This is a genomic window from Pseudomonas graminis (assembly GCF_013201545.1).
GTDB lineage: Bacteria > Pseudomonadota > Gammaproteobacteria > Pseudomonadales > Pseudomonadaceae > Aquipseudomonas.
Map to the genome: position 1 here is coordinate 241,877 of NZ_CP053746.1, position 25,206 is coordinate 267,082.

The 25,206-nt window shown below is 57.8% G+C and carries 20 protein-coding genes; 12 read left to right on the plus strand and 8 right to left on the minus strand.

The features are described 5' to 3' along the window. Window positions 1-16: 16 nt before the first annotated feature. Entirely contained in the window at window positions 17-1,054 is a 1,038-nt protein-coding gene (locus FX982_RS01170; RefSeq protein WP_172609326.1) for a trans-3-hydroxy-L-proline dehydratase, read from the plus strand. Window positions 1,055-1,306: 252 nt separating this feature from the next. Next, entirely contained in the window at window positions 1,307-2,224 is a 918-nt protein-coding gene (locus tag FX982_RS01175) for a dihydrodipicolinate synthase family protein (protein ID WP_172609327.1), read from the plus strand. 149 nt (window positions 2,225-2,373) lie between these two features. Here the strand turns inward: FX982_RS01175 and ttcA are convergent, their stop codons facing one another. Next, on the minus strand, window positions 2,374-3,198 hold the full coding sequence (gene ttcA / locus FX982_RS01180) for a tRNA 2-thiocytidine(32) synthetase TtcA (RefSeq protein ID WP_172609328.1): 825 nt from the start codon (window positions 3,196-3,198) through the stop codon (window positions 2,374-2,376). A gap of 320 nt (window positions 3,199-3,518) precedes the next feature. On the opposite strand from ttcA, the gene FX982_RS01185 reads away from it, so the two are divergent. Together FX982_RS01185 and FX982_RS01190 are read left to right on the plus strand one after the other, a co-directional pair. Then, window positions 3,519-4,121 (plus strand): Yip1 family protein, encoded by a 603-nt coding sequence (locus FX982_RS01185; protein WP_172609329.1) that lies wholly within the window; start codon window positions 3,519-3,521, stop codon window positions 4,119-4,121. 82 nt (window positions 4,122-4,203) lie between these two features. Next, window positions 4,204-4,698, plus strand: coding sequence for a SprT family zinc-dependent metalloprotease (locus FX982_RS01190; RefSeq protein ID WP_122535745.1), 495 nt, complete (start codon window positions 4,204-4,206; stop codon window positions 4,696-4,698). A gap of 476 nt (window positions 4,699-5,174) precedes the next feature. On the opposite strand, the gene FX982_RS01195 is transcribed toward FX982_RS01190, so the two are convergent. The 4 genes from FX982_RS01195 to FX982_RS01210 all read right to left on the minus strand — a co-directional run bounded on the left by FX982_RS01195 (window position 5,175) and on the right by FX982_RS01210 (window position 9,384). Beyond that, entirely contained in the window at window positions 5,175-6,512 is a 1,338-nt protein-coding gene (locus tag FX982_RS01195) for a dicarboxylate/amino acid:cation symporter (RefSeq protein ID WP_172609330.1), read from the minus strand. A 297-nt stretch (window positions 6,513-6,809) separates the two neighbouring features. Then, entirely contained in the window at window positions 6,810-8,153 is a 1,344-nt protein-coding gene (locus FX982_RS01200; RefSeq protein WP_172609331.1) for an ATP-binding protein, read from the minus strand. After that, window positions 8,150-8,827 carry a response regulator transcription factor gene (locus FX982_RS01205; RefSeq protein ID WP_122535748.1) on the minus strand — a complete coding sequence of 226 codons (678 nt, stop codon included), beginning with the start codon at window positions 8,825-8,827 and terminating at the stop codon, window positions 8,150-8,152. Before FX982_RS01205 ends, FX982_RS01200 begins: the two co-directional genes overlap by 4 nt. A gap of 128 nt (window positions 8,828-8,955) precedes the next feature. Next, entirely contained in the window at window positions 8,956-9,384 is a 429-nt protein-coding gene (locus tag FX982_RS01210; RefSeq protein ID WP_172609332.1) for a hypothetical protein, read from the minus strand. A 202-nt stretch (window positions 9,385-9,586) separates the two neighbouring features. On the opposite strand from FX982_RS01210, the gene FX982_RS01215 reads away from it, so the two are divergent. Next, window positions 9,587-10,312 (plus strand): 4'-phosphopantetheinyl transferase family protein, encoded by a 726-nt coding sequence (locus FX982_RS01215; RefSeq protein WP_216843206.1) that lies wholly within the window; start codon window positions 9,587-9,589, stop codon window positions 10,310-10,312. A 45-nt stretch (window positions 10,313-10,357) separates the two neighbouring features. On the opposite strand, the gene fhuF is transcribed toward FX982_RS01215, so the two are convergent. Genes fhuF through FX982_RS01230 form a run of 3 tightly spaced genes read right to left on the minus strand, consistent with a single transcriptional unit; the run spans window position 10,358 to window position 13,458 of the window. Next, on the minus strand, window positions 10,358-11,119 hold the full coding sequence (gene fhuF, locus FX982_RS01220) for a siderophore-iron reductase FhuF (protein ID WP_172609333.1): 762 nt from the start codon (window positions 11,117-11,119) through the stop codon (window positions 10,358-10,360). Further along, on the minus strand, window positions 11,077-12,717 hold the full coding sequence (locus FX982_RS01225; RefSeq protein WP_172609334.1) for an ATP-binding protein: 1,641 nt from the start codon (window positions 12,715-12,717) through the stop codon (window positions 11,077-11,079). The genes fhuF and FX982_RS01225 overlap by 43 nt, the downstream gene beginning before the upstream one ends. 3 nt (window positions 12,718-12,720) lie before the next feature. Beyond that, window positions 12,721-13,458, minus strand: coding sequence for a response regulator (locus tag FX982_RS01230; protein WP_172609335.1), 738 nt, complete (start codon window positions 13,456-13,458; stop codon window positions 12,721-12,723). A 630-nt stretch (window positions 13,459-14,088) separates the two neighbouring features. Between FX982_RS01230 and FX982_RS01235 the strand changes: the two genes are divergently transcribed. The 7 genes from FX982_RS01235 (at window position 14,089) to FX982_RS01265 (ending at window position 25,197) form a co-directional block, all read left to right on the plus strand. Further along, window positions 14,089-17,004: a ribonucleoside-diphosphate reductase subunit alpha gene (locus FX982_RS01235; RefSeq protein ID WP_172609336.1), complete on the plus strand. Its 2,916-nt coding sequence runs from the start codon at window positions 14,089-14,091 to the stop codon at window positions 17,002-17,004. Window positions 17,005-17,193: 189 nt separating this feature from the next. After that, window positions 17,194-17,364: a YhfG family protein gene (locus tag FX982_RS01240; RefSeq protein WP_139214569.1), complete on the plus strand. Its 171-nt coding sequence runs from the start codon at window positions 17,194-17,196 to the stop codon at window positions 17,362-17,364. Next, window positions 17,364-17,972, plus strand: coding sequence for a putative adenosine monophosphate-protein transferase Fic (locus FX982_RS01245; protein ID WP_172609337.1), 609 nt, complete (start codon window positions 17,364-17,366; stop codon window positions 17,970-17,972). The genes FX982_RS01240 and FX982_RS01245 overlap by 1 nt, the downstream gene beginning before the upstream one ends. Window positions 17,973-18,668: 696 nt before the next feature. Beyond that, complete coding sequence (locus FX982_RS01250; protein WP_037012114.1) at window positions 18,669-19,916, plus strand: ribonucleotide-diphosphate reductase subunit beta; 1,248 nt, start codon at window positions 18,669-18,671, stop codon at window positions 19,914-19,916. A 176-nt stretch (window positions 19,917-20,092) separates the two neighbouring features. Continuing rightward, a complete protein-coding gene (locus tag FX982_RS01255; RefSeq protein WP_172609338.1) occupies window positions 20,093-21,031 on the plus strand; it encodes a DUF4007 family protein in 939 nt (312 codons plus the stop codon). Beyond that, window positions 21,018-24,362 carry an ATP-binding protein gene (locus FX982_RS01260; RefSeq protein WP_172609339.1) on the plus strand — a complete coding sequence of 1,115 codons (3,345 nt, stop codon included), beginning with the start codon at window positions 21,018-21,020 and terminating at the stop codon, window positions 24,360-24,362. The genes FX982_RS01255 and FX982_RS01260 overlap by 14 nt, the downstream gene beginning before the upstream one ends. Further along, entirely contained in the window at window positions 24,355-25,197 is an 843-nt protein-coding gene (locus FX982_RS01265) for a phosphoadenosine phosphosulfate reductase family protein (RefSeq protein ID WP_172609340.1), read from the plus strand. The genes FX982_RS01260 and FX982_RS01265 overlap by 8 nt, the downstream gene beginning before the upstream one ends. The last annotated feature ends 9 nt before the right edge of the window (window positions 25,198-25,206 follow it).

The window sequence follows — 25,206 nt, forward strand, 5'->3', positions numbered from 1 at the left end:
AGGAGGGCCTTAGGTCATGCGCTCATCGAAAGTGATTCATGTGGTCAGTTGTCACGCCGAGGGTGAGGTGGGCGATGTGATTGTCGGCGGGGTTGCGCCGCCGCCCGGGGACACGATCTGGGAGCAGTCGCGCTGGATCGAGCAGGACAACGTGCTGCGCAATTTCATGCTCAACGAACCGCGCGGCGGGGTGTTCCGTCACGTCAATCTGCTGGTACCGCCCAAGCACCTGAAGGCGCAGATGGGCTGGATCATCATGGAACCCGCCGACGTGCCGCCGATGTCCGGCTCCAATTCTCTGTGCGTGGCGACGGTGCTGCTGGACAGCGGGATTCTGCCGATGACCGAGCCGGAAACCCGGCTGATTCTGGAAGCGCCGGGCGGCTTGATCGAGGCGATTGCCCAGTGCCGCGATGGCAAGGTGACGAGCGTCGAGGTGCACAACCACCCGTCTTTCGCCGATCAACTGGACGTGTGGATCGAGGTGCCGGGGCTGGGTTCGATTCAGGTCGACACGGCCTATGGCGGCGACAGTTTTGCCATCGTCGATTCGGTGAAGCTGGGCTTTGCATTGACTGCCGATGAGGCGAAAGACCTGGTGGAAACCGGCCTGAAAATCACCAAGGCCGCCAACGAGCAACTGGGGTTCAGCCATCCGTTGAACAAGGACTGGAATCACATCTCGTTTTGCCAGATCGCAGCGCCGGTGAGTGTTGACGGCGGCGTGGCCCATGCGGCGAACGCGGTGGTGATTCGCCCGGGCAAGATCGACCGCTCGCCCTGTGGCACCGGCTGTTCCGCGCGGCTGGCGGTGTTGCACGCGAAGGGCCAGCTGAAGGTGGGCGACCGGTTTATCGGGCGTTCAATTATCGGTTCGGAGTTTCACTGCAAGATCCAGCGCGAGACCGAAGTGGCCGGGCGCAAGGCGATCATCCCAAGCCTGTCCGGGCGGGCGTGGATCACCGGAACGCACCAGCACATGCTCGACCCGAGCGACCCGTGGCCGGAGGGGTACAAGTTGAGTGACACCTGGCCGGTGGGGTTGAAGCTGTAAATGCTGCGGCTGCTTTCAATAAATGCGAAACCGATTTTTCTGAATGAATGCAAAACCCTGTAGGAGTGAGCTTGCTCGCGATGCGTCGTGTCAGTCACCGCATCTGTCGCAGACACACCGCATCGCGAGCAAGCTCACTCCTACAAGGGATCGGGGGCAGCCTGAAATGACGGTTAAACGCAGCAATCGTTGGGCGTGATTCGCCCAAACTAAAACGTATACGAAATACCTTTACTCAATCAGGAGTCAATCATGAGCCAGTCCGTATCCTGGAGCGGGGTCTTCCCTGCCGTTACCACGCAATTCAACGACGATTTCTCCCTCAATCTGGAGGCGACCCACAAGGTCATTTCCAACCTAGTCCGCGATGGCGTGTCCGGGCTGGTGATCTGCGGCACCGTCGGGGAAAACACCTCGTTGAGCGTCGCTGAAAAGATCAGCCTGGTGGAAACCGCCAAAGACGCCTCGGCCGGCCGCGTTCCGGTGATTTCCGGCATCGCCGAGTTCACCAGCGCCAATGCCAGCGTGGTCGCCAAAGAAGTGCAGAAAGCCGGTGCCGACGGGATCATGCTGATGCCGGCGCTGGTGTACTCGGCCAAGCCCTTCGAAACCGCCACGCACTTTCGCACCGTGGCCGCCGCCACCGACCTGCCGATGATGGTTTACAACAACCCGCCGATCTACAAGAACGACGTCACACCAGACATCCTCATCTCGCTGGCGGACTGCGACACCATCGTGTGTTTCAAAGATTCGTCGGGCAACACCAACCGCTTCATCGACGTGCGCAACGAAGTCGGTGACCGCTTTGTGCTGTTCGCCGGGCTGGATGATGTGTTGGTGGAGAGCGTTGCGGTGGGCGCGGTGGGCTGGGTCTCGGGGATGTCCAACGCCTTTCCCAAAGAGGGCGAAACCTTGTTCCGTCTGGCCAAGGCCGGGCGGTTTGCCGAGGCGATGGCGTTGTATGAGTGGTTCATGCCGCTGCTGCACCTGGACGCGCGTCCGGACCTGGTGCAGTGCATCAAGCTGTGCGAAGCCATCATGGAACGCGGCAGCGCCCTCACCCGCCCACCGCGTCTGGCGCTGCCGGACAGTGATCGGGAATATGTGGAGAAGTTGATGAAGACGGCGTTGGCGAACAAGCCGGTGCTGCCGGATGTGGGGCTGTGATGCCCTTGGTTTTGGGGTGAACCGATCCGTGTGTTTGGATCGCAGATCTATGGCGCTCGAACCGGCCTCTTCCCGGCTGAAGCCGGTCCTACTGACGGGACTCGCGACCATTGTAGGACCGGCTTTAGCCGGGAACCAGGATGTCGGCGTTACACATTCACCACATTCACAAACCGCGAGGCGGCGGTTTCGTCGATGCGCAGGTTGGTGAAATCGAACAGGTTGCGGTCCGCCAGTTGCGACGGATGGACGTTCTGCAGGCTGCGGAAAATCATGTCGGAGCGGCCCGGGGTTTTGCGGTCCCATTCCTGAAGCATTTCCTTGACCACCTGACGCTGCAGGTTTTCCTGGGAACCGCACAGGTTGCACGGGATGATCGGGAACTGCTTGATGTCCGAATACGCTTGAATGTCCTTCTCGGCGCAGTACGCCAGCGGTCGGATCACCACGTTGCGGCCATCATCGGCGCGCAGCTTGGGCGGCATGGCCTTGATGCTGCCCTGGAAGAACATGTTCAGGAAAAACGTCTCGACGATATCGTCTCGGTGGTGACCGAGGGCCATCTTGGTCGCGCCGATTTCATCTGCAAACGTGTACAGCGTGCCGCGACGCAGGCGCGAACACAGCGAGCAGGTGGTCCGGCCTTCGGGCACCAGTTCTTTGACCACCGAGTAGGTGTCCTTCTCGACGATGTGGTACTCGACGCCCAGTTGCTCCAGGTACGCCGGCAGCACATGCTCGGGAAAGCCCGGCTGCTTCTGGTCCATGTTCACCGCAACGATGTCGAATCTGATCGGCGCGACTTTCTGCAAATGCAGCAGCACATCCAGCAGGGTGTAACTGTCCTTGCCGCCGGACAGACAGACCATCACCTTGTCGCCCTCTTCAATCATGTTGTAGTCGGCCACTGCTTCGCCCGCGAGTCGACGCAGACGCTTCTGCAGTTTGTTCTGATTGACTGAAAGGGTGCCCATGGCGCTGGTATCCGCTCGCTGTGGTGGGAAGAGACGTGGGGAAAGGGTCGGCATTTTACGCAAAAAGACCGACCGGAGTAATGCCTGTCGCGGGTGAATGCCATCCCCCATTATGGATAGCCATCGATCGCCAATCGCTATTAACAAGACCCTTGAACACCTCAATCGCTCTAACGCATACGGTTTTCGGGTGCTCAGCTTTCTATACTGACCTGAGAGGTCGCAGCCATTTCCCTTGATCGATTGTGACCTTGTCCTGACAGCATCAGCAGTCAGGCGCTTCGTTGGAGGCGGCGGCACACTTCACGGGAGTAACGGACATGATCCATCACGTCTTGGGGCTGTTCACCCACCCCGATCAGGAATGGCAACAAATACGCAGTGAGGATGAAGAAAGCATCGGCCACCTGTACCTCACCCACACGCTGATCCTGGCGGCGATTCCGGCAGTGTCGGCGTACATCGGCACGACGCAGGTGGGCTGGCAGATCGGCGAGCGCGCGCCGGTCATGCTGACCAGCGACAGCGCGGTGTGGATGGCGTTGATGTCCTACCTCGCCATGCTCGGCGGGGTCGGCGTCATGGGCGGGTTCATCCACTGGATTGCGCGCACCTATAACGCCACGCCCAGCCTTGGGCGCTGCGTGGCCTTCGCGACCTACACGGCGACGCCGCTGTTCCTCGGCGGGCTGGCGGCGCTGTACCCGCATATGTGGCTGGGGATGATGGTCGGGCTGGCGGCGGTTTGCTACACGGTGTACCTGCTGTACGTCGGCTTGCCGGTGTTCATGGGCGTACACCCGGACGACGGCTTTATGTTCTCAAGCTCGGTGCTGGCGGTCGGGCTGGTGGTGTTGGTGGCGATCATGGCGTTTACCGTGGTGCTGTGGGGCGTCGGGATCGGTCCGGAATTTACCAGTTAATACCGGGTGACCATTCGGCGCTTCGGGTTTTGGCGGTACAGAAGCTTGCGGCATACTCGCCTCCTCTGGAGACCGATGAAGCATGCTCGAACCACTCAACACGCGCGTCGAATCCTGCTACCAGCAAGCCGAAGATTTCTTCAAGCGCCCTTTCAAACGTCCGGTCGTGAGCGTCAAGTTGCGCGGCCAGAAGGCTGGGGTGGCGCATCTGCACGAGAACCTGCTGCGCTTCAATCCGCAGCTGTACCTTGAAAACAGCGAAGACTTCCTGCGCCAGACCGTCCCCCACGAGGTGGCGCACCTGGTCGCTCATCAATTGTTCGGCGACACCATTCAGCCCCACGGCGAGGAATGGCAATTGATCATGCGCGGCGTCTACGAGCTGCCACCCAACCGCTGCCACACCTACGAAATCCAGCGCCGCAGCGTGACCCGCTACATCTACCGCTGCCCGTGCCCGGAGAGCGATTTCCCCTTCACCGCCCAGCGACACAAGCTGGTGCGCAAAGGCCGGCGCTATCTGTGCAAGCGCTGCCGGGAGATTCTGGTGTTCAGCGGCGAGACGCGAGTGGAGTGATTGCCGCAGACCCAGTGTGGGAGCGAGCTTGCTCGCGAAGGCATTGGGTCAGCCGGCCCGCCTTTGTCTGACCCACCGCATTCGTCAGCAAGCTGACTCCCACAGGTTTCGCGCCTGACGCTGAAATACCGGCCAATGCAGGTCCATTGTGGGAGCGAGCTTGCTCGCGAAGGCATTGGGTCAGTCGGCCCCCCTGTTCTAACCCACCGCATTCGTCAGCAAGCTGACTCCCGCAGGTTTTGTGCATGACGCTAAAATACCGGCCAATGCAGATCCATTGTAGGAGCGAGCTTGCTCGCGAAGGCATTGGGTCAGTCGGCCCCCCTGTGTCTGACCCACCGCATTCGTCAGCAAGCTGACTCCCACAGGTTTCGCGCCTGCCGAGTAGCCAGCAGCCAGCAGCCAGCGCCAAAAAAACTCATAAAAAAGCCTGTCCGAAGACAGGCTTTCTGAACAACCTTTGCCGCTAACGCATGTTACGAACGTACAACAGGGGTTGGCGCCGTTTCGGTCACACCCAAGTCGTCAGTCGGCGCGGTGTTGTCGATGGCACGACCGCCGGAAGCCAGCTCGGCTTGCATTTGCGGAACGTCCAGCTCGCCGACCCACTTGGCGACAACCAGGGTTGCCACGGCGTTACCGCAGAGGTTGGTCAAGGCGCGGGCTTCGGACATGAAGCGGTCGATACCCAGGATCAGCGCCAGACCGGCCACCGGCAGATGGCCTACGGCCGACAGTGTCGCGGCCAGCACGATGAAGCCCGAGCCAGTCACGCCTGCCGCACCTTTGGACGACAGCAGCAGCACCAGCAACAGGGTGACCTGATGGGTAATGTCCATGTGGGTGTTGGTGGCCTGAGCGATAAACACCGCAGCCATGGTCAGGTAGATCGAGGTACCGTCGAGGTTGAACGAGTAACCGGTCGGAATGACGAGGCCTACGACGGATTTCTTCGCGCCCAGACGCTCCATCTTGATCAGCATGCGTGGCAGCGCCGACTCGGACGACGACGTACCCAGCACGATCAGCAGCTCTTCGCGGATGTACTTGATCAGCTTGAGGATGCTGAAGCCGTGGGCTTTGGCGATGGAGCCCAGCACCAGCAGCACGAACAGCAGGCAGGTGATGTAGAAGCACAGCATCAGCTGACCCAATTGCACCAGCGAGCTCACGCCGTAAGCACCGATGGTGAACGCCATGGCACCCAGCGCGCCGATCGGGGCGAGCTTCATGATCATGTTGATGATGTTGAACATGACGTGGGCGAAGCGATCAATGAAATCCAGGATCGGCTTGCCGTAGGCGCCCAGGCGATGCAGGGCGAAACCGAAGATCACCGAGAACATCAGCACTTGCAGAATGTCGCCGTTGGCGAACGCGCCGACGATGGTGTTCGGGATAACGTTGAGGATGAAGCCGACGATGCTCTGGTCTTTACCGGCGGTCACGTAGGCCGCGACTTTGGAGGCGTCAAGGGTGGACACGTCGATGTTCATGCCAGCGCCCGGCTGGACGACGTTGACCACGATCAGGCCGATGATCAGCGAGATGGTCGAAACGATTTCGAAGTAGAGCAGCGCGTAGCCGCCGGTCTTGCCCACGGATTTCATGCTCTGCATGCCAGCGATGCCGCTGACGACGGTGCAGAAGATGATCGGCGCAATGACCATTTTGATCAGTTTGATGAACCCGTCACCCAGCGGTTTGAGGGTTACGGCAGTTTCGGGATACCAGTGGCCGAGGGCGATACCGACGATGATCGCGACGATCACCTGGGCGTACAGGGATTTATAGATGGGCTGACGAGTCGTCATTGCAGTTTCCTCAAGAGCATCGGTCTGCAGCATTCCGGTTGCAGAGACGCCTAAAGTGCGAACCCTCCTGCTCGGAGGGATTTGTTTTTGTCGAGCTGCGCGCGGCAGACCTCTGCCCAGTGCATCGCAAGCACCGTGCCAGTATCGTTAAATGAGGTGAGAGGCCCGAATTACGTGAACCATCTGGTTAACAGGAGACACGTTGGGGTGAAGGTGGTGGCGGTTTTCCGCCGTTTGGCGGCAAATCATCCGCCACACTGGCGGGTATCCGCCTCGATTGGCGTGTCGTGAGTGCGCTTAGATCGCGAACCGAATGCGGAACGCCGCGCCGCCCAGTTCCGAGTCACCCAGGGTCAGCTGCGCGCCGTAGCTTTCGATGATGTCCTTGACCACCGCCAGACCGATGCCCTGCCCCGGGTTCTGCGTGTCCAGTCGCTCGCCGCGTTCGAGAATCCGTGCGCGCTGGCTTTCCGGAACACCCGGGCCGTCGTCTTCGATGCACAACTCGTCGCCCATCATCGATGACCGCCAGCTCACGCGTACCTCGCCGAGGCACAGGCGGTAGGCGTTTTCCAGCAGGTTGCCGAGCATTTCCAGCAAGGCGCCCTCTTCCATTTGGACCTGGCAATTGTCTGGCAGGTCGAGCACGACGTTGACGCGCTTGTCGCGGTAGACCTTTTCCAGCGTGTTGCACAGGCTCTGCACCACAGGTTTCAAGGCCACGTGATAACGCACCAGCCCGCTTTTACGCAGGCTGGCGCGCTGCAGTTGATAACTGATCTGCTGGCTCATGCGCTCGATCTGCGATTGCAGAATCCGCGCCTGCTCCAGGTCTTCCGGTCGTTTGGCGATTTGCTCGCTGACGCCCTGCAACACGGCCAGCGGGGTTTTCAGGCTGTGGGCGAGATCGTCGAGGGAGTCGCGGTAACGAATGCGCTGTTCGCGTTCGCTGCTCAGCAGGCGGTTGAGCGAGTCGGTCAGGCGCAGCAGTTCGCTGGGGTGTTCTTCGCTGAGGCTTTCCCGCGAGCCGGCCTCGACCTGATCCAGCTCCTGACTCATGCCCCGCAGCGCCCGCAGGCCCCAGGTCAGCCCGCCCCACAGCAGAATCAACAAAACCAGCAGCGCGCCGCCGAAGCCCAGGTAGAGTTTCTGGCGCAGGCCGGAGATGGTTTCCTGGTATTCGCGCACCGGTTGCAGCGCGACGATGCTGAAGGCGGCATTGCGCCCGCCGAGCAGTTTGATTTCGACGTCGTAGACGAAGAACTCGTCGCCGTTGGGTTGGCGGATCTTCGCGAATTCGTTGCCGCGGCCGTCGTAGCGGGGCTGGTAGTCGATGGCTTCGTCTTCGGTGGCCCGGGAGCGCCACACCAGTTTGCCGGCGCGGTTATAGATGTAGCCGAGCAAGCGGCTGTCGGGCAGGGCGAATTGTTCGCCGGGCAATAACGACGGCATCAGCAGGTGGTCGTCTTCGACACGGGCGGCAGAGATCAGTGTGGTGACGTCCGACGCCAGGCGTTTTTCGATGGAGCTTTCCAGCGCCAGGCTGAAGGCGCTTTGCAGCGCCGGCAGCATCAGCAGCATGAAGATGACGGCCAGGGTCGCGGCGCCCAGCATCAGACGCAGGCGCAGCGAACGAATCATGTACAGCGCTCGGTGAACAGGTAGCCCAGGCCGCGCACGGTGTCGATCGGCTTGAACCCGGCGGGCGCTTCGAGCTTGCGCCGCAGCCGACCGACCAGCACTTCGATCACATTCGGATCGCGCTCGTCGTCATCGGGGTAGAGCTGCTCCATCAGGCGCTCTTTGGGGACCACTTGCTGGTGGTGGCGCATGAGGTATTCGAGAATCCGGTATTCGTAGGCGGTCAGCGCCAGGGGCTGTTCGTCCAGGGACGCCTGCTTGCGGTTGAGATCGAGGCTCAGCGGGCCGGCGACGATGGTCGAGTGGGTGAAACCACTGGAGCGTCGCAGCAAGGCGTTGAGGCGCGCTTCGAGTTCTTCGAACTGGAACGGCTTGACCACGTAGTCGTCGGCGCCGGCGGCCAGGCCTTCGACTTTGTCCTGCCAATTACCGCGCGCGGTCAGGATGAGGATCGGGAACGCCTTGTTCTGCACGCGCAGCTGACGGATCAGGTCGAGACCGCCCACACCCGGCAGGCCCAGGTCGATGACCGCCAGATCGTGGTTGAACTGGCCCGCCTGATACAGCGCTTCCTCGGCGTTGCCCACCGCTTCGACGACGTGACCGCTTTCGGTCAGACGGGTCTGTAGGTGGTGACGCAGCAGGGCTTCATCTTCGACAACCAGCAATTTCATGACGCTCTCCCAGGCAAAGGCATACCTCTCGTTTCAAGAGTCTCAACGAGGCGCTGCCGAGCGCGTGCAGTGTGACGAGCCCGGCAGCGATTGTGCAATTCAGACACCGCGAAAAACAGGCTGGCGGCTTATAAAACGTAGTGGACGGGTAAATAGGTGTGCTGACTCTCGCTCAAGCTCAGCGAGGGCGGTTGCTGCACGGTACGGACCGGTAAGCGGGTGTCGAACAGTCTAGTCGTGCCCGGCGAAGGCATCTGCACCTTGTAAGACGCCGCAAGATTCCCCGTTTGCACGCTCATCCCGTTGACACGGGCGGTGAGATTTCCGTAGCCGACTGCGTAGGGATCAGCAGCAGGCTGCTGGCTCAACGTCTGGCTCCAGTTGCCAACCTGGCTGCTGGTGGTGAGACTGCGGCGCGGGCCGTTGAGGCGGTCGGCGCGTTCGGTGTTCTTGCCGAAATCGGTGCGGGACACGTCCGCGTTGCCATCAGCCGCTTGCGCCGCCGCGCTGCTGCCGAGAAACGCCAGCGCCAGAAAGAGCTTGTTGAACGTCAGCATGAGCAGGTCCTCCGGCGCCAGGCGCCTTGTTGGGTACGGTTTGGAGCATACCCAGCCAGCGCTGAACCCCTCCTGAACATGTACTGACCCACCGCATTCGCCAGCAAGCCGGCTCCTACAGGTTTTGTGCATGACTTTGGATTGGGAATTCACGGCAAACCGGTTTTGCGCACGACGCCGCGGTTCCGGCAGAATGCCGGGCATGACTCGACCCTCGACACTTCCCGACTGTTGCCCCGCCCTCACCGCTCACTGGCCCCTGCCCCATGGGCTGGCGGATGTGGTGTTGGTGAGCAGTCGGTTCGATCCGCAAAAGCTCATCGACGGCGATTTCCAGCGCTGCCTCATCGAGCCGCCCGCCTCCATTCAGCGCTCGGTGGCCAAGCGGCAGACGGAGTTTCTTGCCGGTCGCTTGTGCGCCCGTGAGGCGATGCGACAGTTGGACGGCCGCTCCCATGTCCCGCTGATCGGCGAGGACCGCGCGCCGGTCTGGCCGGAAGACGTCACCGGTTCGATCACCCACAGCACCGGCTGGGCCGCCGCGATCGTTGCGCGCAAAGCGGACTGGCGCGGGCTGGGCCTGGACGTCGAACAGTTGATGAGCAACGAGCGCGCCGTGCGCCTGGCCGGTGAGATTCTGACTCCGGCGGAAATGCAGCGACTGAACGCCGGGCCCGAACATCAAGCGGCCACACTCGTCACCCTGACCTTTTCCCTGAAAGAAAGCCTGTTCAAGGCGCTCTACCCCATCGTGCTCAAGCGCTTCTATTTCGAAGACGCCGAGTTGCTGGAATGGTCAGACGACGGCAACGCGCGGCTGCGGCTGAAAATCGATCTGTCGGCGGAATGGCACAACGGCAAGGAGCTGGACGCGCAGTTCAGCGTGCAGGATGGGCAACTGTTGAGTCTGGTGGCAATTCGGGGCTGACTTCAACCTCCTGTGCGGCGGAGTACATTGTGGGAGTGAGCTTGCTCACGAAGGCGCCCGTTGATCCACTGATTTTCTGGCCGCCATACCCAGCGGGCAATGCTCACACCGCCCCACCCACTCCACCCGATAACTTAGACAACAGGTGCGTCGCCGCCGAATGGATTGCCCGTCCTGCTCTTCTATATAAGTGACCGCATTGAACAGCGGATTGCGTCGCCCATCCGGCCTGAGCCTTTCACGCAACAGCCCATACCCCGCAACAACGGAAACGTCGCTCCCCGCAGACAGCTGCCGCGAGCAGGTCTCCAGATAATCCCCGGCGTTGCCCCACAGCACGGCCGCCGGCACATCACCGTAGGCACTCAAGCGTTCAATCACCTGCTGCAGATTCTCCAGCAGCGGCGCAAACCGCTCGAACGGATTTTCCGAAACCGACACCTCCATAACGTCCCCGTGAAACCGCACCCCATCCAGATAGCCCCGTTCGTGCAGGGCGAAACTCAGGCGGTCCAGCCCTAGCGGCCACCCCGCGCCATGGGCCAGACTCGCCACCACCACCGGCGGAATCAGCTGCATGGCGTAGTACTTCATCCACTGCGACACCAGCACCGGCAACTGGTCCTTCACCAGTTTCGGCCCATACACCTTCAGCAGCAGGCGATCCAGACCCTCATCCCGCAACAGCTCGGTCAACGTCGACACAGGCCGCATTTCATCGACCACCATCGTGCGAGCAAACCCGGCCAGCGCATCGTCGAACATCAAGCGTCCCCCTGCTGACGCGGCCAGGCCAGGCTGAAACACGCACCGCCCAGGGTTTGGCTGCGCCCGATCAGCGCACGCCCGCCATGCCAGTGGATGATGCGGCGCACAATCGACAACCCCAGCCCGTGGCCGCCCGACGCCCGGGTGCGGCTGTCGTCCAGGCGCATGAACGGCGTGAAGATCCGTTCCCAGGCACTTTCCGGTACACCGGGGCCGTCATCCTCGATGTCGATGCGACAGCGCGCCTCACTCATCTGATAACCAATGCGCACCTCCGACTCGGCGTGGCGCATGGCGTTGCTCACCAGATTCTGCAGCGCGCGGTGCAAGTAACGCGGTTCGGCCTCAACCCAATGCGTCTCGTCGGACCCAATACGATGCAGCGCATCAACGCAGTCGCCGCGCCTGACGCTGATGTGCGGCCGCAGCGGCGCCAGTTCGGCAATCACCTGATCGATCAGGGCGTCGAGGTCGATGCGCTGGAAATTCAGGGTCGGCGCGCCCTGCTCCAGGCGCGCGTAGGTGAGCATCTCGTCGACCAGCTTGTCGAGGTCCTGGATATCGCTGTCCATGCCGACCATGTATTTATGCCGCGCTTCCGGGGTCGTGGCGTCGTTGATCATCTCCAGCCCGAAACGCAACCGCGCCACCGGCGTGCGCAGCTCGTGGGACACCGCGCGGACCAATTCGCGCTGGATCATCAGCGAGCGCTGCAGGTGCTCGGCCATGCCGTTGAACGCCGACGCCAGCCGCCCGACCGAGTCCGCGCCGGCTGCGGGCACTCGGGTTTCCAGGCTGCCCTGGGCAATCTGCGTGGCCGCCGCTTCCAGGCCGCGCAACCGGTGCTCAAGCCGACGCACCAGCAGGTAAACGACAAGGCCGATCAGGCACAGACCGAGAAAGGTGATGAGGATCAGCAGCTCCGGCGGATAGGGATTCATCTGGAACAGTGGACCGATCTCCAGTACCCACGGGGTTTCACCGACGCCGGACAGCACGCGGATCGAATCGCCGCCCTTGCCCAGCGCCATCACCGTGTCGCCCTCGTCGATGCGCCGACGCTGGTCGTCATCGACATCCAGCTTTTCCAGCCGGATCAGCTGCATGTCGAAGCCGAACCCCTTGCTCTGGTGCAAGGCTTCCAGCCGCGCCGGCTGCTCATCGACCGGCAGACGCACCAGCTCGTCGAGCAACAGAAAGATCGTCGCGCGGGCCAGCTGCTCGCTGATCTGCCGCACCTCGCCGGTCAGCAGCAAGCCGCTGGACGGATTGCCCGACAGCGCCGGCTCGACCTCCCGAAACACACGCGCGGCATGGGGGCCGGTCTGTTCGACCACCACCTGCCCGCGACTCAACCGGCTGCGGGCGCTGCCATCCAGATGCGCGTGCTCGGCGGTTTCCAGCGTCAGTGGAATGCCCAGCAAGCGTTCCCACACGGCGAGGGCGCGGGTGCGTTCAATGTCATTCATGCCCCGCAGATTGTCGGCCATCAGGGTGAAGGTGCCGTGGGCCAGTTGTTCGCGGTACTGATCGGCGCGCACGGCGTTGACCAGATGCAGGGTCAGCACGCCCAGCAACGCCACCAGCACCAGAACGCCGAGCATGCCGCCATAAATACGCAGGAAGATGGAATGCATCGGTCAGCCGCCGCGCTTGAGGGAGGGCAGTTGCGTGGCGGCGTGGGGCACGAACAGGTAACCCTTGTTGCGCACGGTCTTGATCAGGCGCGGGTGGTCGGGGTCGTCACCGATGCGCGGGCGGATTTTCGAAATGCGCACGTCGATGGAGCGGTCCTGGCCGTCATAGCCGACGCCGCGCAGGGCCGTAAAGATTTCTTCGCGAGAGAGAATGCGCCCGGCGTTGGCGACCAACAGCCATAACAGGTCGAATTCGGCGCTGGTCAGCTCAACGCTCTGGTCGTTGAGCCAGGCTTCACGCAAGGTGTTGTCCACCACCAGCGCGCCGAATTCCAGACGGTGCTGTTGCTGGGCGGGGCTCTCGACGGTTTCGCTGCGCCTTAACAACGCATGGATGCGCGCGAGCAGCACCCGGGGATGCACCGGTTTGCCGACGTAATCGTCGGCGCCCATGTCCAGGCCCTGAATCTGGTCGCTGTCATCGGTGCGCGCGGTGAGCATCAGGATCGGGCCGTCATAGTGGCTGCGCACCTTGCGACAGATGCTCAGGCCGTCTTCGCCGGGGAGCATGAGGTCGAGGATCACCAGATCCGGCTGCTCGTCGATGATGCGCCGGGCCGCCCGCGCGCCGTCCCCTTCCAGGCTCACGCGCAGGCCGTTGTTTTCGAGGTAGTCGCGGGTGAGTTCGGCCAGCCGCTGGTCATCCTCGACGATCAGCACCTGCCAGGGTTGTGGCTGCACGGTGAGGCTCCTTGTTTTTTCTTATTAAAAGTGCTTGCCCAACGGGCTTTTGCGATGGCCTTCACGCCCGCAAAATTCCCGAAAAAATGATTTTGGCCGCCGACAAAGCGCTCATCCCAGACGCCATGCGGCCTACACGGGATTTCCCTGTTTCACACACAAATTACACACAGCTTTATCCACAGGTCATGCGTTGCAGTAAGTGTCCGAAACGCATATCTTGTAGCCCTTCGACGGCGGAGACCCTACATGTGGGGTTTTCGCCCAAATCTCAAACACAAGTCAGGGCGCGATTTCAAGGTTTTTTTCTCGCGCGTTACCTGTGTACGAAGGGCTGAATAACCCCCGAATCTACCGCTCTACCCCGCCAGCGCGAATGGCAGACCACCCAGCCTTGGGATCTGCGCGCAGCGGTACACGAGTTGCAACATCACATGCGCATTCTGCAACAGTTTTTGGGGTGACGGACTTAAGTCCGGCACCCTTTTCGACTTCAACGCCAGGGAGGGTAAATCCGCCTTCCCATTCGTCCTGAAGTCATGGCCTGACGTTTGTCAGTTCACTGCCGCAAGACGAAACGGTGGGCGTGCACTTGGCGCCCAAACAAACTTAGAGAACGTGGAGACACCCATGCAAACCGACACAACTCGCGAGAATCCGCAGGCCACCGCGCCGCAGACAGGTGCGACCCAGCAGGACCTGTCCGCCACCGCGCCGGGTCAGCTGCGTGTGATCAAGCGTAACGGCACTGTCGTTGCGTACACCGATGACAAGATCACCGTCGCCATCACCAAGGCCTTTCTCGCAGTTGAAGGCGGCACCGCTGCCGCTTCGTCGCGTATCCACGACACCGTTGCGCGCCTGACCGAACAGGTCTCCGCGACCTTCAAGCGCCGCATGCCGTCGGGCGGCACCATCCACATCGAAGAAATCCAGGATCAGGTCGAACTGGCGCTGATGCGCGCCGGCGAGCAGAAAGTTGCCCGCGACTACGTGATCTACCGCAACGAGCGCTCCAAGGAGCGTGCCGGTCGCACCGCTGGCGAAACCCCGGTGCAAGCGCACCCGTCGATTCGCATCACCGCCAAAGACGGCAGCCTCGCGCCGCTGGACATGGGCCGCCTGAACACCATCGTCACTGAAGCGTGTGAAGGCCTGGCCGAAGTCGATGCCGACCTGATCCAGAGCGAAACCCTGAAGAACCTGTACGACGGCGTTGCGCTGACCGACGTCAACACCGCACTGGTCATGACCGCGCGTACCCTGGTCGAGCGTGAGCCGAACTACTCGTTCGTCACCGCCCGCCTGCTGATGGACACCCTGCGTGCCGAAGGCCTGGGTTTCCTCGGTGTCGCCGAAAGCGCCACCCACCACGAAATGGTCGACCTGTACGCCAAGGCGCTGCCGGCTTACGTCGAGAAAGGCATCCAGTTCGAACTGCTGAACCCTGTGCTGGCCGAATTCGACCTGGAAAAACTGGGTAAGGCGATCAACCACGAGCGCGATCAGCAGTTCACCTACCTGGGCCTGCAGACCCTGTACGACCGTTATTTCATACATAAAGACGGCATCCGTTTCGAACTGCCGCAGATCTTCTTCATGCGTGTGGCCATGGGCCTGGCGATCGAAGAGAAAGCCCGCGAAGACCGCGCCATCGAGTTCTACAACCTGTTGTCGTCCTTCGACTACATGGCCTCGACCCCGACACTGTTCAACGCCGGCACCCTGCGTCCACAGCTGTCGAGCTGCTACCTGACCACCGTTCCGGATGACCTGTCGGGCATTTACCACGCCATCCACGACAACGCCATGCTGTCCAAATTCGCTGGCGGTCTGGGCAACGACTGGACCCCGGTTCGCGCGCTGGGCTCTTACATCAAGGGCACCAACGGCAAATCCCAGGGCGTCGTGCCGTTCCTGAAAGTCGTGAACGACACCGCCGTAGCAGTGAACCAGGGCGGCAAGCGCAAAGGCGCTGTCTGTGCGTACCTGGAAACCTGGCACATGGACATCGAAGAGTTCATTGAGCTGCGCAAGAACACCGGTGATGATCGTCGTCGTACCCACGACATGAACACCGCCAACTGGATCCCTGACCTGTTCATGAAGCGTGTCTTCGACGACGGCAAATGGACCCTGTTCTCGCCGTCCGAAGTCCCTGATCTGCACGACCTCACCGGTAAAGCCTTCGAAGAGCGCTACGAGTACTATGAAGCGCTGACCGAGTACCCGGGCAAGGTCAAGCTGTTCAAGACCATTCAGGCCAAAGACCTGTGGCGCAAAATGCTGTCCATGCTGTTCGAAACCGGCCACCCATGGCTGACGTTCAAGGACCCGTGCAACCTGCGCAGCCCACAGCAGCACGTCGGCGTGGTTCACAGCTCAAACCTGTGCACCGAGATCACCCTGAACACCAACAAGGACGAGATCGCGGTCTGCAACCTGGGCTCGATCAACCTGCCGAACCACATCGTCGACGGCAAGCTGGACACCGACAAGCTCAAGCGCACCATCGACGTTGCCGTGCGCATGCTCGATAACGTAATCGACATCAACTACTACTCGGTGCCGCAAGCGAAGAACTCCAACTTCCGTCACCGTCCGGTCGGTCTGGGCATCATGGGCTTCCAGGACGCGCTGTACCTGCAGCACATTCCTTACGGTTCCGATGCGGCCGTGGAATTTGCCGACCGCTCGATGGAAGCCGTCAGCTACTACGCGATCCAGGCGTCCTGCGATCTGGCGGACGAGCGCGGTGCCTACGAGACGTTCCAGGGTTCGCTGTGGTCCAAAGGCATCCTGCCGCTGGATTCGCAACAGATCCTGATCGAGCAGCGTGGCCAGAAGTACATCGACGTCGACCTGGAAGAAAGCCTGGACTGGGCGCCTGTGCGTGCTCGCGTTCAGAAAGGCATTCGTAACTCGAACATCATGGCCATCGCACCGACCGCGACCATCGCCAACATCACCGGCGTGTCGCAGTCGATCGAACCGACTTACCAGAACCTGTACGTGAAATCGAACCTCTCGGGCGAATTCACCGTGATCAACCCGTACCTGGTTCGCGACCTGAAAGCCCGCGACCTGTGGGACTCGGTCATGATCAACGACCTGAAGTACTACGACGGTTCGGTGCAGCAGATCGAGCGCATCCCGCAGGAGTTGAAAGACCTCTACGCGACCGCGTTCGAAGTGGACACCAAGTGGATCGTTGACGCGGCCAGCCGTCGTCAGAAGTGGATCGACCAAGCCCAGTCGCTGAACCTGTACATCGCCGGCGCCTCGGGCAAGAAGCTGGACGTGACCTACCGCATGGCCTGGTACCGTGGTTTGAAAACCACTTACTACCTCCGTGCCCTGGCCGCGACCAGCACCGAGAAGTCGACCATCAACACCGGCAAGCTGAACGCCGTTTCCAGCGGTGGCCACGGCCCGGACGACTCGGCGATCACCGCCCCGCGCCCAGCCGAAGCGGCACCGGCCGGTCCAGCGCCAGTGCCAAAAGCCTGCGCGATTGACGAGCCGGACTGCGAAGCCTGCCAGTAAAACCCGCCGGTATGCGCGCCTCTCTGTAGGCGCGCTTGCCCGCGAACAGCTCGCTCAATTGTAGGAGTGAGCTTGCTCGCGAAGCGGTTCAAGCAACACCGCGACCCGGGAGCCCAAACGCTCCCGGCCCTCGCTCCCCCTCTCCCATTTCCGCTACACTCACCTCTTGCCCAGCCAGGAGAACGCCCCATGCCAGCTGCCTCGCTAGAGTCCAAAAAAGCCTACTGCGCCAAAACGCGCCGCTCCAACTACGCCGCCAGCCTGCGTCTGGAAGGTTTCGAGAGCTCGCCCGCCGACTCCGAACGCCGCCTGCCCTCCCGGGAAGAGCTGCTCACCAGCTACCGCAAAAAACAGGCCTGATGGTCGACAAATACGGCGTCGGACAGGACCCTTACTGTCCGCCCGGCAGCACCGTGCTGCGCAACCGCCTCGACCTCACCGACGCAGAAACCCTGGCGCAAGCCGAGCGCGACCTGTCCGAAGTCGCCGCCGAAGCCATCGACTTCTCCCCTCCTCCTTACGACCTGCGCTACCTGCAAGCCATCCATCGCCAGCTGTTCGCCGATCTCTATGACTGGGCGGGCGAACTGCGCACCGTCGACATCTCCAAAGACCAGACCCACTTCTGCGTGACCCACCGCATCGAGCCCGAGGCCAACAAGCTGTTCAAGGTGTTGGCCGACGCGAACTGGTTTCAGGAGCTGGATCGTGGAGCCTTGATTGCGGCGAGTGCCGAGCTGTTTGGGGATTTGAACGTGGTTCATCCGTTTCGAGAGGGGAATGGGCGGGCGCAGCGGATTCTGTTCGAGCACATCATTGTGAATGCGGGATTTGAGATCAGCTGGTGGCCGGTGGAGGCGGAGGAATGGTTACGGGCGAATGTGGATGCGGTGGGGTGTGATTATGAGGGGATGGTGCGGGTGTTTGAGCGGTGTGTTGGGGGGGCGATTGGGGTTGATTGCAATTGATTGCAAAGAAGCTCGATTCGCGTGGACGAGCACGTGCGGAACGCCATTCGTCGCGATTAGGTCCCAATTTTTGCATCCACATTGCAGGCCGTTCAATGCCGATGCTATGGCGGCTGAAGCTGCGGCCCTTTGAATCCGCAACGATGACCGTCTGAAAGCAAAAAAGCCGCTTCTGTCGCCGCATTCGTAGCGACACATTGACGCCTGTCAACCGATTGCCGAGCGTTCTGACGCACTATATGATGTGTCTCGCAACACAAAGACACACTAGATACGTGATCCGACCTGATTCAGTGGCCGTTTTCCCCAACGCACGAATCGGGAATTGACGCAAAGGAAAATGACGGCAAATCGGCCCTCAAATTCCGTCACGGACGAACCTGCGCCGGGCAAAATCTGTATAATCCCGCGCTCATCCAGGGTACTCAAAATGACCGCTTGCACTCGCAAAACCGTCCCTCTGAAATCAGCCTCTGCTGACTTGTTTCGCAGGTGCAACGCAGGCAACCCTCGCAGCATGTTCGTTGATCGATCTAAACCAACGTTTAGCGCCTTCGTCGATCAATCACAGTAAGCACCACCGAGAACCACCCAACCTATTCCCGTTGCCAGCCCCGCTATCAGCAACGCTGGCAACGCTTACTTTGAAATCCACAGGCCGCGTAAAACCGGTCCTCTAGCAGGAGCCTCCTCACCATGCTGAGCTGGGACGAATTCGACAAAGAAGACGCCGCTGAACCCGCCAAAGGCGCCAACGCCGGCCACGCTTCCGAAGCCGCGATGGACAAACTCGACAGCGCCGGTGGTGCTGCTGCGCTTGAAGCCCGCGCCGTCAGCGCAAACGACTCCGATGCCATCGCCCGTGCCAAAGCCGCGCTGGACAAACTGGACGTCGCTGAAGGTCTTGCCGAACTCGAAGGCTCCGCCGCCCGTGTCGCGGTCGATGAAAAACGCATGATCAACTGCCGCGCCGACCTCAACCAGCTCGTGCCTTTCAAGTACGACTGGGCCTGGCAGAAATACCTCGACGGCTGCGCCAACCACTGGATGCCGCAAGAGGTCAACATGACCACGGACATCGCCCTCTGGAAAGACCCGGAAGGCCTGACCGACGACGAGCGCCGCATCGTCCTGCGCAACCTGGGCTTCTTCTCCACCGCCGACTCCCTGGTTGCCAACAACCTCGTGCTAGCCGTGTATCGCCTCATCACCAACCCTGAATGCCGCCAGTACATCCTGCGCCAGGCCTTCGAGGAAGCGATCCACACCCACGCCTACCAGTACTGCATCGAATCGCTGGGCATGGACGAAGGCGAGATCTTCAACATGTACCACGAGATCCCGTCGGTCGCCAAAAAGGCAGCCTGGGGCCTTAAATACACCCGCTCGATCTCCGATCCGAAGTTCGAAACCGGCACCGTCGAAACCGACAAAGAACTGCTGCGCAACCTGATCGCCTACTACTGCGTCCTGGAAGGCATCTTTTTCTACTGCGGCTTCACCCAGATCCTCTCCATGGGTCGCCGCAACAAAATGACCGGCGTCGCAGAACAGTTCCAGTACATCCTGCGTGACGAGTCCATGCACCTGAACTTCGGCATCGACGTGATCAACCAGATCAAAATCGAAAACCCACACCTGTGGGACGCCGAAATGAAGGAAGAAGCAACCCAGATGATCCTGCAAGGGACCCAACTGGAAATCGAATACGCCCGCGACACCATGCCTCGCGGCGTACTGGGCATGAACGCAGCGATGATGGAGGACTATCTCAAATTCATCGCGAACCGTCGTTTGAGCCAGATTGGGTTGAAAGAAGAGTATCCAGGGACCACCAACCCGTTCCCATGGATGAGCGAGATCATGGACTTGAAGAAAGAGAAGAACTTCTTTGAGACGCGGGTTATTGAGTATCAGACGGGTGGGGCTTTGAGCTGGGATTGACGCATATCAAGGACTAAGTGCCGGGACCACTTTCGTGGTCCTTTTTTATTGATACAGGAATCCTGATAGAAATATCAAATCACAGATAGGATGCGCTGGAGTGTTTATTTATACAGTGCAGAAACAGATACGTTAGACTGGCGGAACCCTCCAGTCCGCGATCCGAACGACTAGATATGATTACTCTACGCCCTGATCAGCGCCCTCAGTTCTCGGGCCATGAAACCTTCCCCCTGCGACAGCTCTGGCTACGCAAGGCATATGATGCCGTTTCTTACTACCGTAATCTCGGGCTCGTCGCGCCGAAATCTATTTTTTCTGAAGACCAGTCTATCGCACGTTTTGGCGTGGGTAAAAACATGGTCACTTCGATAAGGTTTTGGGCATCGGCATGTAAGATTATTGAAGAAAAGGATGGGGGTTACATTCCATCCAAATTGGCAGATCTTTTGTTTGATCCTGATATTGGTCTTGACCCATTTTGTGAAAGCCCTGCAACCGTTTGGCTGATGCATTGGATTTTATCGAGTACACCGCAAAAAACCACCACTTGGTTCTACGTGTTTAACCACATTACCCAACAAACCTTTAAGCGGGAAAGCATAGTAGAAGCATTAGTCGGACTAATCAGCGAGCACAATTTGAGGATTTCAGTTGCCACGCTTAAGCGTGATGTTGAGTGTTGTATACGAAGCTATGTCCCAAAACTTGGAGGAGAGTCTCCGGAAGAGCTGAGCGAATCTCTACTAGGGGAACTTGGCCTAGTTACGCAAAACAATAAAGACAGCTTCGAGTTTCGCCGTGGCAATAAGAGAACTCTACCAGATGGCATATTTGCATATGCAATGCTTGATTATTGGTCAGAGCTTAACCACTCAAGCTCAGTAATGGCGTTTGACAAGATAGCGCATGATTACCATTCCCCCGGTCGGGTTTTTAAACTGGACGAACAGTCTGTTGCAGAACGATTAATGGCCTTGGAAGAACTCACCCAAGGTCAGCTGTTATGGACCGAACAGGCCGGGATTAAGCAGGTAGCTGTGAAGCTTAATACAAACGAAGATATCGAAAAAGCGAAAGAAAGTTTCTTACGGGTCGCATATGTCAAACTTTGAAACTCAAAAAAATGGCGGTCAAATTAAGCTCTCTGATGTAGTAAAGATTTCTCGCCAATTTTTACGATCGGTTAGACTTGATGCGGACCTGGGCAGAGACGACGCGCTTTCGGGGTATATTTGCCAAGGAACGTCAAGAGCGGTGTTGGAGAATATGGCTCGACAATTAGTCGAGACACGCCAACGAGCTTTCACTTGGACTGGGCCTTACGGTGGTGGGAAGTCATCGTTGGCCTTGCTGCTATGCTCGCTGCTTGGTAGCAACAAAGAACACCGGCAGTTTGCTGAGAAAATCCTCAGAGTTTCAGAGCATGGATATCTGGCGAAAGCTTTTGAGACCAAGGGAGATGGGTGGCTAATCCTACCAGTTGTTGGGAAGCGTAGTGGTATTGAATCCGAGCTTTTTAAAGCTCTACAAAAAACCCACGCACCTATAAAAAGGAAAAAAACAAGTAGCGTGATTGACGACCTAGTTGATCTCGCGAACAGCCATGATCAAGGGGTGCTGATAGTAATTGATGAACTGGGCAAGTTTTTAGAAGCTGCTGCGCTACACGATGGTGATATCTATTTTTACCAAGAGCTAGCTGAGGCGGCGAGCCGATGCAATGGCAAGCTAGTGATCGTTGGTATCTTGCACCAGGCGTTCGAGGCTTATGCCACGCGACTCGGTCGAGAAACCCGTGACGAGTGGGCGAAGATACAGGGTAGATTCATCGATATCCCACTGGTGTCTGCCACGGATGAGATAATTGAACTTGTAGGGAATGCGATCGAACTTACCCAGGGATTGTCAGCTGCCCAGGACGAGAAATTTTGCACCGTTGTGCATAACTCAATTTCGGCGAGACGTCCGAATACTCCAAAAGGGCTTACCCAAGCGCTTGCCAGATGTTGGCCGCTACATCCAATTACAGCATCTCTGCTAGGTCCAATCTCCCGGAGACGGTTCGGTCAAAATGAACGGAGCACTTTTGGATTCTTGGCCTCGAGAGAGCCAATGGGCTTCGTTGACTTCCTCGAAAGCACGCCGTATACAAGCGGAGTTTTTTACGATCCTTCAGATTATTGGGACTATCTCAGAACAAACTTAGAGCAGTCCATAATGGCGTCACCAGATAGTCATCGGTGGGCCGTAGCGTGCGACGCTGTCGACCGCGCTGAATCTAAAGGCACGAAAACGGATGTCAGACTTGCAAAAGTCGTTGCTTTGATAGAAATGTTTCGAAGTGGATCCGGATTGGCTGCTGAATACCAGGTTCTGCTGAGTTCTCTTCCTGATATTGCCGAGGTCGACCTCCGCACGTCCATTGACCGTTTAATCAATCTAAAGATAATCGTTGAAAGAAAGCATATTGGCGCTTTTGGAATATATGCTGGCAGCGACTTTGACATTGACGCGGCTATTAATCAGGCCAGATATGAAATTGGAAAATATTCAGTATCGCAAATATCAAACTTAAGTATCTTGCATCCGATACTTGCTAAGCGACTATACCAAACATCTGGAACTATGAGATGGTTCTCAAAAAAGCTTGTCCAGATTACGGACGTAGAAAGCCTACTAAACCACTTTTCGCTAGAGAGAGGTAGTGCGGGGACTTTCTTGCTATGTCTGCCAGAGTTTGGGCAAACTGTGAAAGAAGTAAAAAAATATATCCGATTGTTGAATAAGAAATTCATTAATCTGCCTGTGATAATGGGATGTCCTGACAACGCGGAAAGGATAGCAGAGCTCAGTCTTGAACTCGCAGCCTCTGACAGAGTCATCCGCACTCGCTCCGAACTAGAGGGCGACTCTGTGGCAAAGCGTGAAGTCACGGGAAGAATTTCTTTTATAAAGTCAGAGCTGGAGGATGAGCTCACTAATGCGTTCATGCTTACCAGCTGGCACTATAAAGGGCAAGAGCAGACATCAACTGGTTCCCAATCAATTTCCTCTCTCGCATCTGTCATTGCAGAAGAAATTTACTATAAATCGCCTACCGTATTGAATGAGCTCATCAATAGGGAATCTTTGTCAAGCAACTCGAACAAAGCTCGAAAAGACCTGATGTACCGAATGGTTACACACTTTTCTGAAGAAAATCTTGGATACACCGGACATCCCGCTGATGCAGGACTTTATTATTCGGTTTTGCAAAACCTAGGACTCCATGGCTTGGTACAACATGGCTGGAATTTTGTGTCGCCCACGAACTCCAAGCAAGGGACATCGTTGTTACCCCTTTGGTGGGACACTGAAAAAATGCTATTGCAAGGGACAGTAGAAATAACATTGTCCTATATGTATGAGTCTTGGTCGAAACCACCATACGGGCTACGTGCGGGGCTCATGCCAGTATTCGCATTAGCATTTTTCCTCGCCAATAGAACTTCCTTGGCAATGTATATAGACGGAACTTTCACTCCTGAAATCTCTGATGCGTCAATTGATGAATGGCTACTATCGCCGAGCAAGATAATATTTAGGTATATTTCAGCGTCAAAAGACAAACAACGGCTAGTAGATGCTATCGCCAACATCGTACCGATCACTCGTGTAGATGGCGCGCAGCATGCAGAGCCTTTAGATGCTGCTCGATCGCTGGTTGGCACAGTTTATAAACTACCAGCCTGGACTAAAAAAACCCATTTAGTATCTCAGTTAGCTCAAGATATTAGAGCAGTTTTATTAAAAGCAAACGACCCGCACAAGGTGTTGTTCAGTGATCTTCCAACCATGCTTGAGGCTGAGACTCCAGAAGAGCTCACTGAAAAGCTTACGACAGTTCTAGCCGAACTAGAAAATGCTTATCCCAAAATGCTGGCAAAAATTGATAAAGCAGTGCTATCTACTCTTGGACAACAAGATAAAGACCTTATATATCTTAATATGCGAGCAAAAAACGTAAAGGGAATTGCTGGTAACTTTTTGCTAGAAGCGTTTGCAACGCGAATAGAAGTTTACGACGGCACTCGTCCGTCTATCGAGAAAGTTATAAGTCTCGCGACGAGTAAACCTCCCGAGCAATGGGTGGATCGAGATATTGATGCTGCGATATCCCAGATTGGATCATGGGCGATAGAATTTCGCACGAAAGAGGCTATGGCGCCGTTGCACGGCAGGCCTTCGACTCGTCGTGTAATGGGGATCGTGTTTGGCGGTCGTCAAAGCGTTGATGCCAGTAGCACTATTGATATCGCCGAAAAAGACGGACCTAAAGTGGACGAAATCAAAAACAGGTTATTGTCAGTCGGAAAGCTTGAGGATCGCGATTTGTTTCTTGCGGCTTTGGCTGAAGTTGGCGCCTTCCTAATCAATGATCAAGGGCGAACCCCACATGATTGAACATCACGTACTCGGATTGTCAGGCGGCAAGGACAGCGCGGCTTTAGCTGTTTACATGAGCTTGCATTATCCGGAACTTGATATTAAATACTTTTTCACCGACACCGGAAAAGAACTACCTGAAGTTTACGAATTTTTAGGTCGCCTTGAGGGGTTCTTGGGTAAGCCGATTGAGCGCCTGAACCCCAATAGAGATTTTGATTTTTGGTTGAGGCAGTACAATAATTTCCTGCCTTCACCAAATACCAGATGGTGTACTCGAAAGTTAAAGCTTGAGCCATTCAAGAAATGGATAACTCCATGGCTGAGTAATGGGGACAGAGTTTACAGTTATGTCGCTATCCGTGCGGATGAAGATCATCGGGACGGTATGATTGCACGACAGGACAACTTAATCGTAAAGCTTCCATTTCGAGAAGATGGGATAGATAAGCCGGGTGTCCTGGACATATTAGATGCGTCCGGACTTGGTTTACCGAAGTACTACGACTGGCGTTCACGCAGTGGGTGTACTTTTTGTTTTTTTCAGCAAAAAATAGAATGGGTCAGATTAAAAGAAAATCACCCCGAAAAGTTTATTGAGGCCAAGTCCTATGAAAAAGATGCGGCTGAACATGGATCGCCGTTCAAATGGAGTCAAGGAGAATCCCTAGATGATCTGGAGCGACCAGAAAGAGTCGAGCAAATAAAAAATGATTTTGAAGTCCGTAAACGACGTGCGCTAGAAAGGCGCAGGCCAAATCCACTACGTGATCAGATTGAATCCCCAGTCGACATCGATGACTTATATCAGGAAGACGAGGGTGGTGGCGCCTGCCTAATATGCCATAAATAGTAGGTGCCC

Bases quoted from the DNA above. Each gene is read 5' to 3' on its own strand.
- FX982_RS01185 (WP_172609329.1), top strand. From the start codon at position 3,519: ATGATCCATCACGTCTTGGGGCTGTTCACCCACCCCGATCAGGAATGG.
- FX982_RS01265 (WP_172609340.1), top strand. From the start codon at position 24,355: ATGATTGAACATCACGTACTCGGATTGTCAGGCGGCAAGGACAGCGCG.
- FX982_RS01175 (WP_172609327.1), top strand. From the start codon at position 1,307: ATGAGCCAGTCCGTATCCTGGAGCGGGGTCTTCCCTGCCGTTACCACG.
- FX982_RS01215 (WP_216843206.1), top strand. From the start codon at position 9,587: ATGACTCGACCCTCGACACTTCCCGACTGTTGCCCCGCCCTCACCGCT.
- FX982_RS01240 (WP_139214569.1), top strand. From the start codon at position 17,194: ATGCCAGCTGCCTCGCTAGAGTCCAAAAAAGCCTACTGCGCCAAAACG.
- FX982_RS01250 (WP_037012114.1), top strand. From the start codon at position 18,669: ATGCTGAGCTGGGACGAATTCGACAAAGAAGACGCCGCTGAACCCGCC.
- FX982_RS01235 (WP_172609336.1), top strand. From the start codon at position 14,089: ATGCAAACCGACACAACTCGCGAGAATCCGCAGGCCACCGCGCCGCAG.
- FX982_RS01225 (WP_172609334.1), bottom strand. From the start codon at position 12,717: ATGCATTCCATCTTCCTGCGTATTTATGGCGGCATGCTCGGCGTTCTG.
- FX982_RS01245 (WP_172609337.1), top strand. From the start codon at position 17,364: ATGGTCGACAAATACGGCGTCGGACAGGACCCTTACTGTCCGCCCGGC.
- FX982_RS01195 (WP_172609330.1), bottom strand. From the start codon at position 6,512: ATGACGACTCGTCAGCCCATCTATAAATCCCTGTACGCCCAGGTGATC.
- ttcA (WP_172609328.1), bottom strand. From the start codon at position 3,198: ATGGGCACCCTTTCAGTCAATCAGAACAAACTGCAGAAGCGTCTGCGT.
- FX982_RS01255 (WP_172609338.1), top strand. From the start codon at position 20,093: ATGATTACTCTACGCCCTGATCAGCGCCCTCAGTTCTCGGGCCATGAA.
- FX982_RS01170 (WP_172609326.1), top strand. From the start codon at position 17: ATGCGCTCATCGAAAGTGATTCATGTGGTCAGTTGTCACGCCGAGGGT.
- FX982_RS01205 (WP_122535748.1), bottom strand. From the start codon at position 8,827: ATGAAATTGCTGGTTGTCGAAGATGAAGCCCTGCTGCGTCACCACCTA.
- FX982_RS01260 (WP_172609339.1), top strand. From the start codon at position 21,018: ATGTCAAACTTTGAAACTCAAAAAAATGGCGGTCAAATTAAGCTCTCT.
- FX982_RS01210 (WP_172609332.1), bottom strand. From the start codon at position 9,384: ATGCTGACGTTCAACAAGCTCTTTCTGGCGCTGGCGTTTCTCGGCAGC.
- FX982_RS01200 (WP_172609331.1), bottom strand. From the start codon at position 8,153: ATGATTCGTTCGCTGCGCCTGCGTCTGATGCTGGGCGCCGCGACCCTG.
- FX982_RS01190 (WP_122535745.1), top strand. From the start codon at position 4,204: ATGCTCGAACCACTCAACACGCGCGTCGAATCCTGCTACCAGCAAGCC.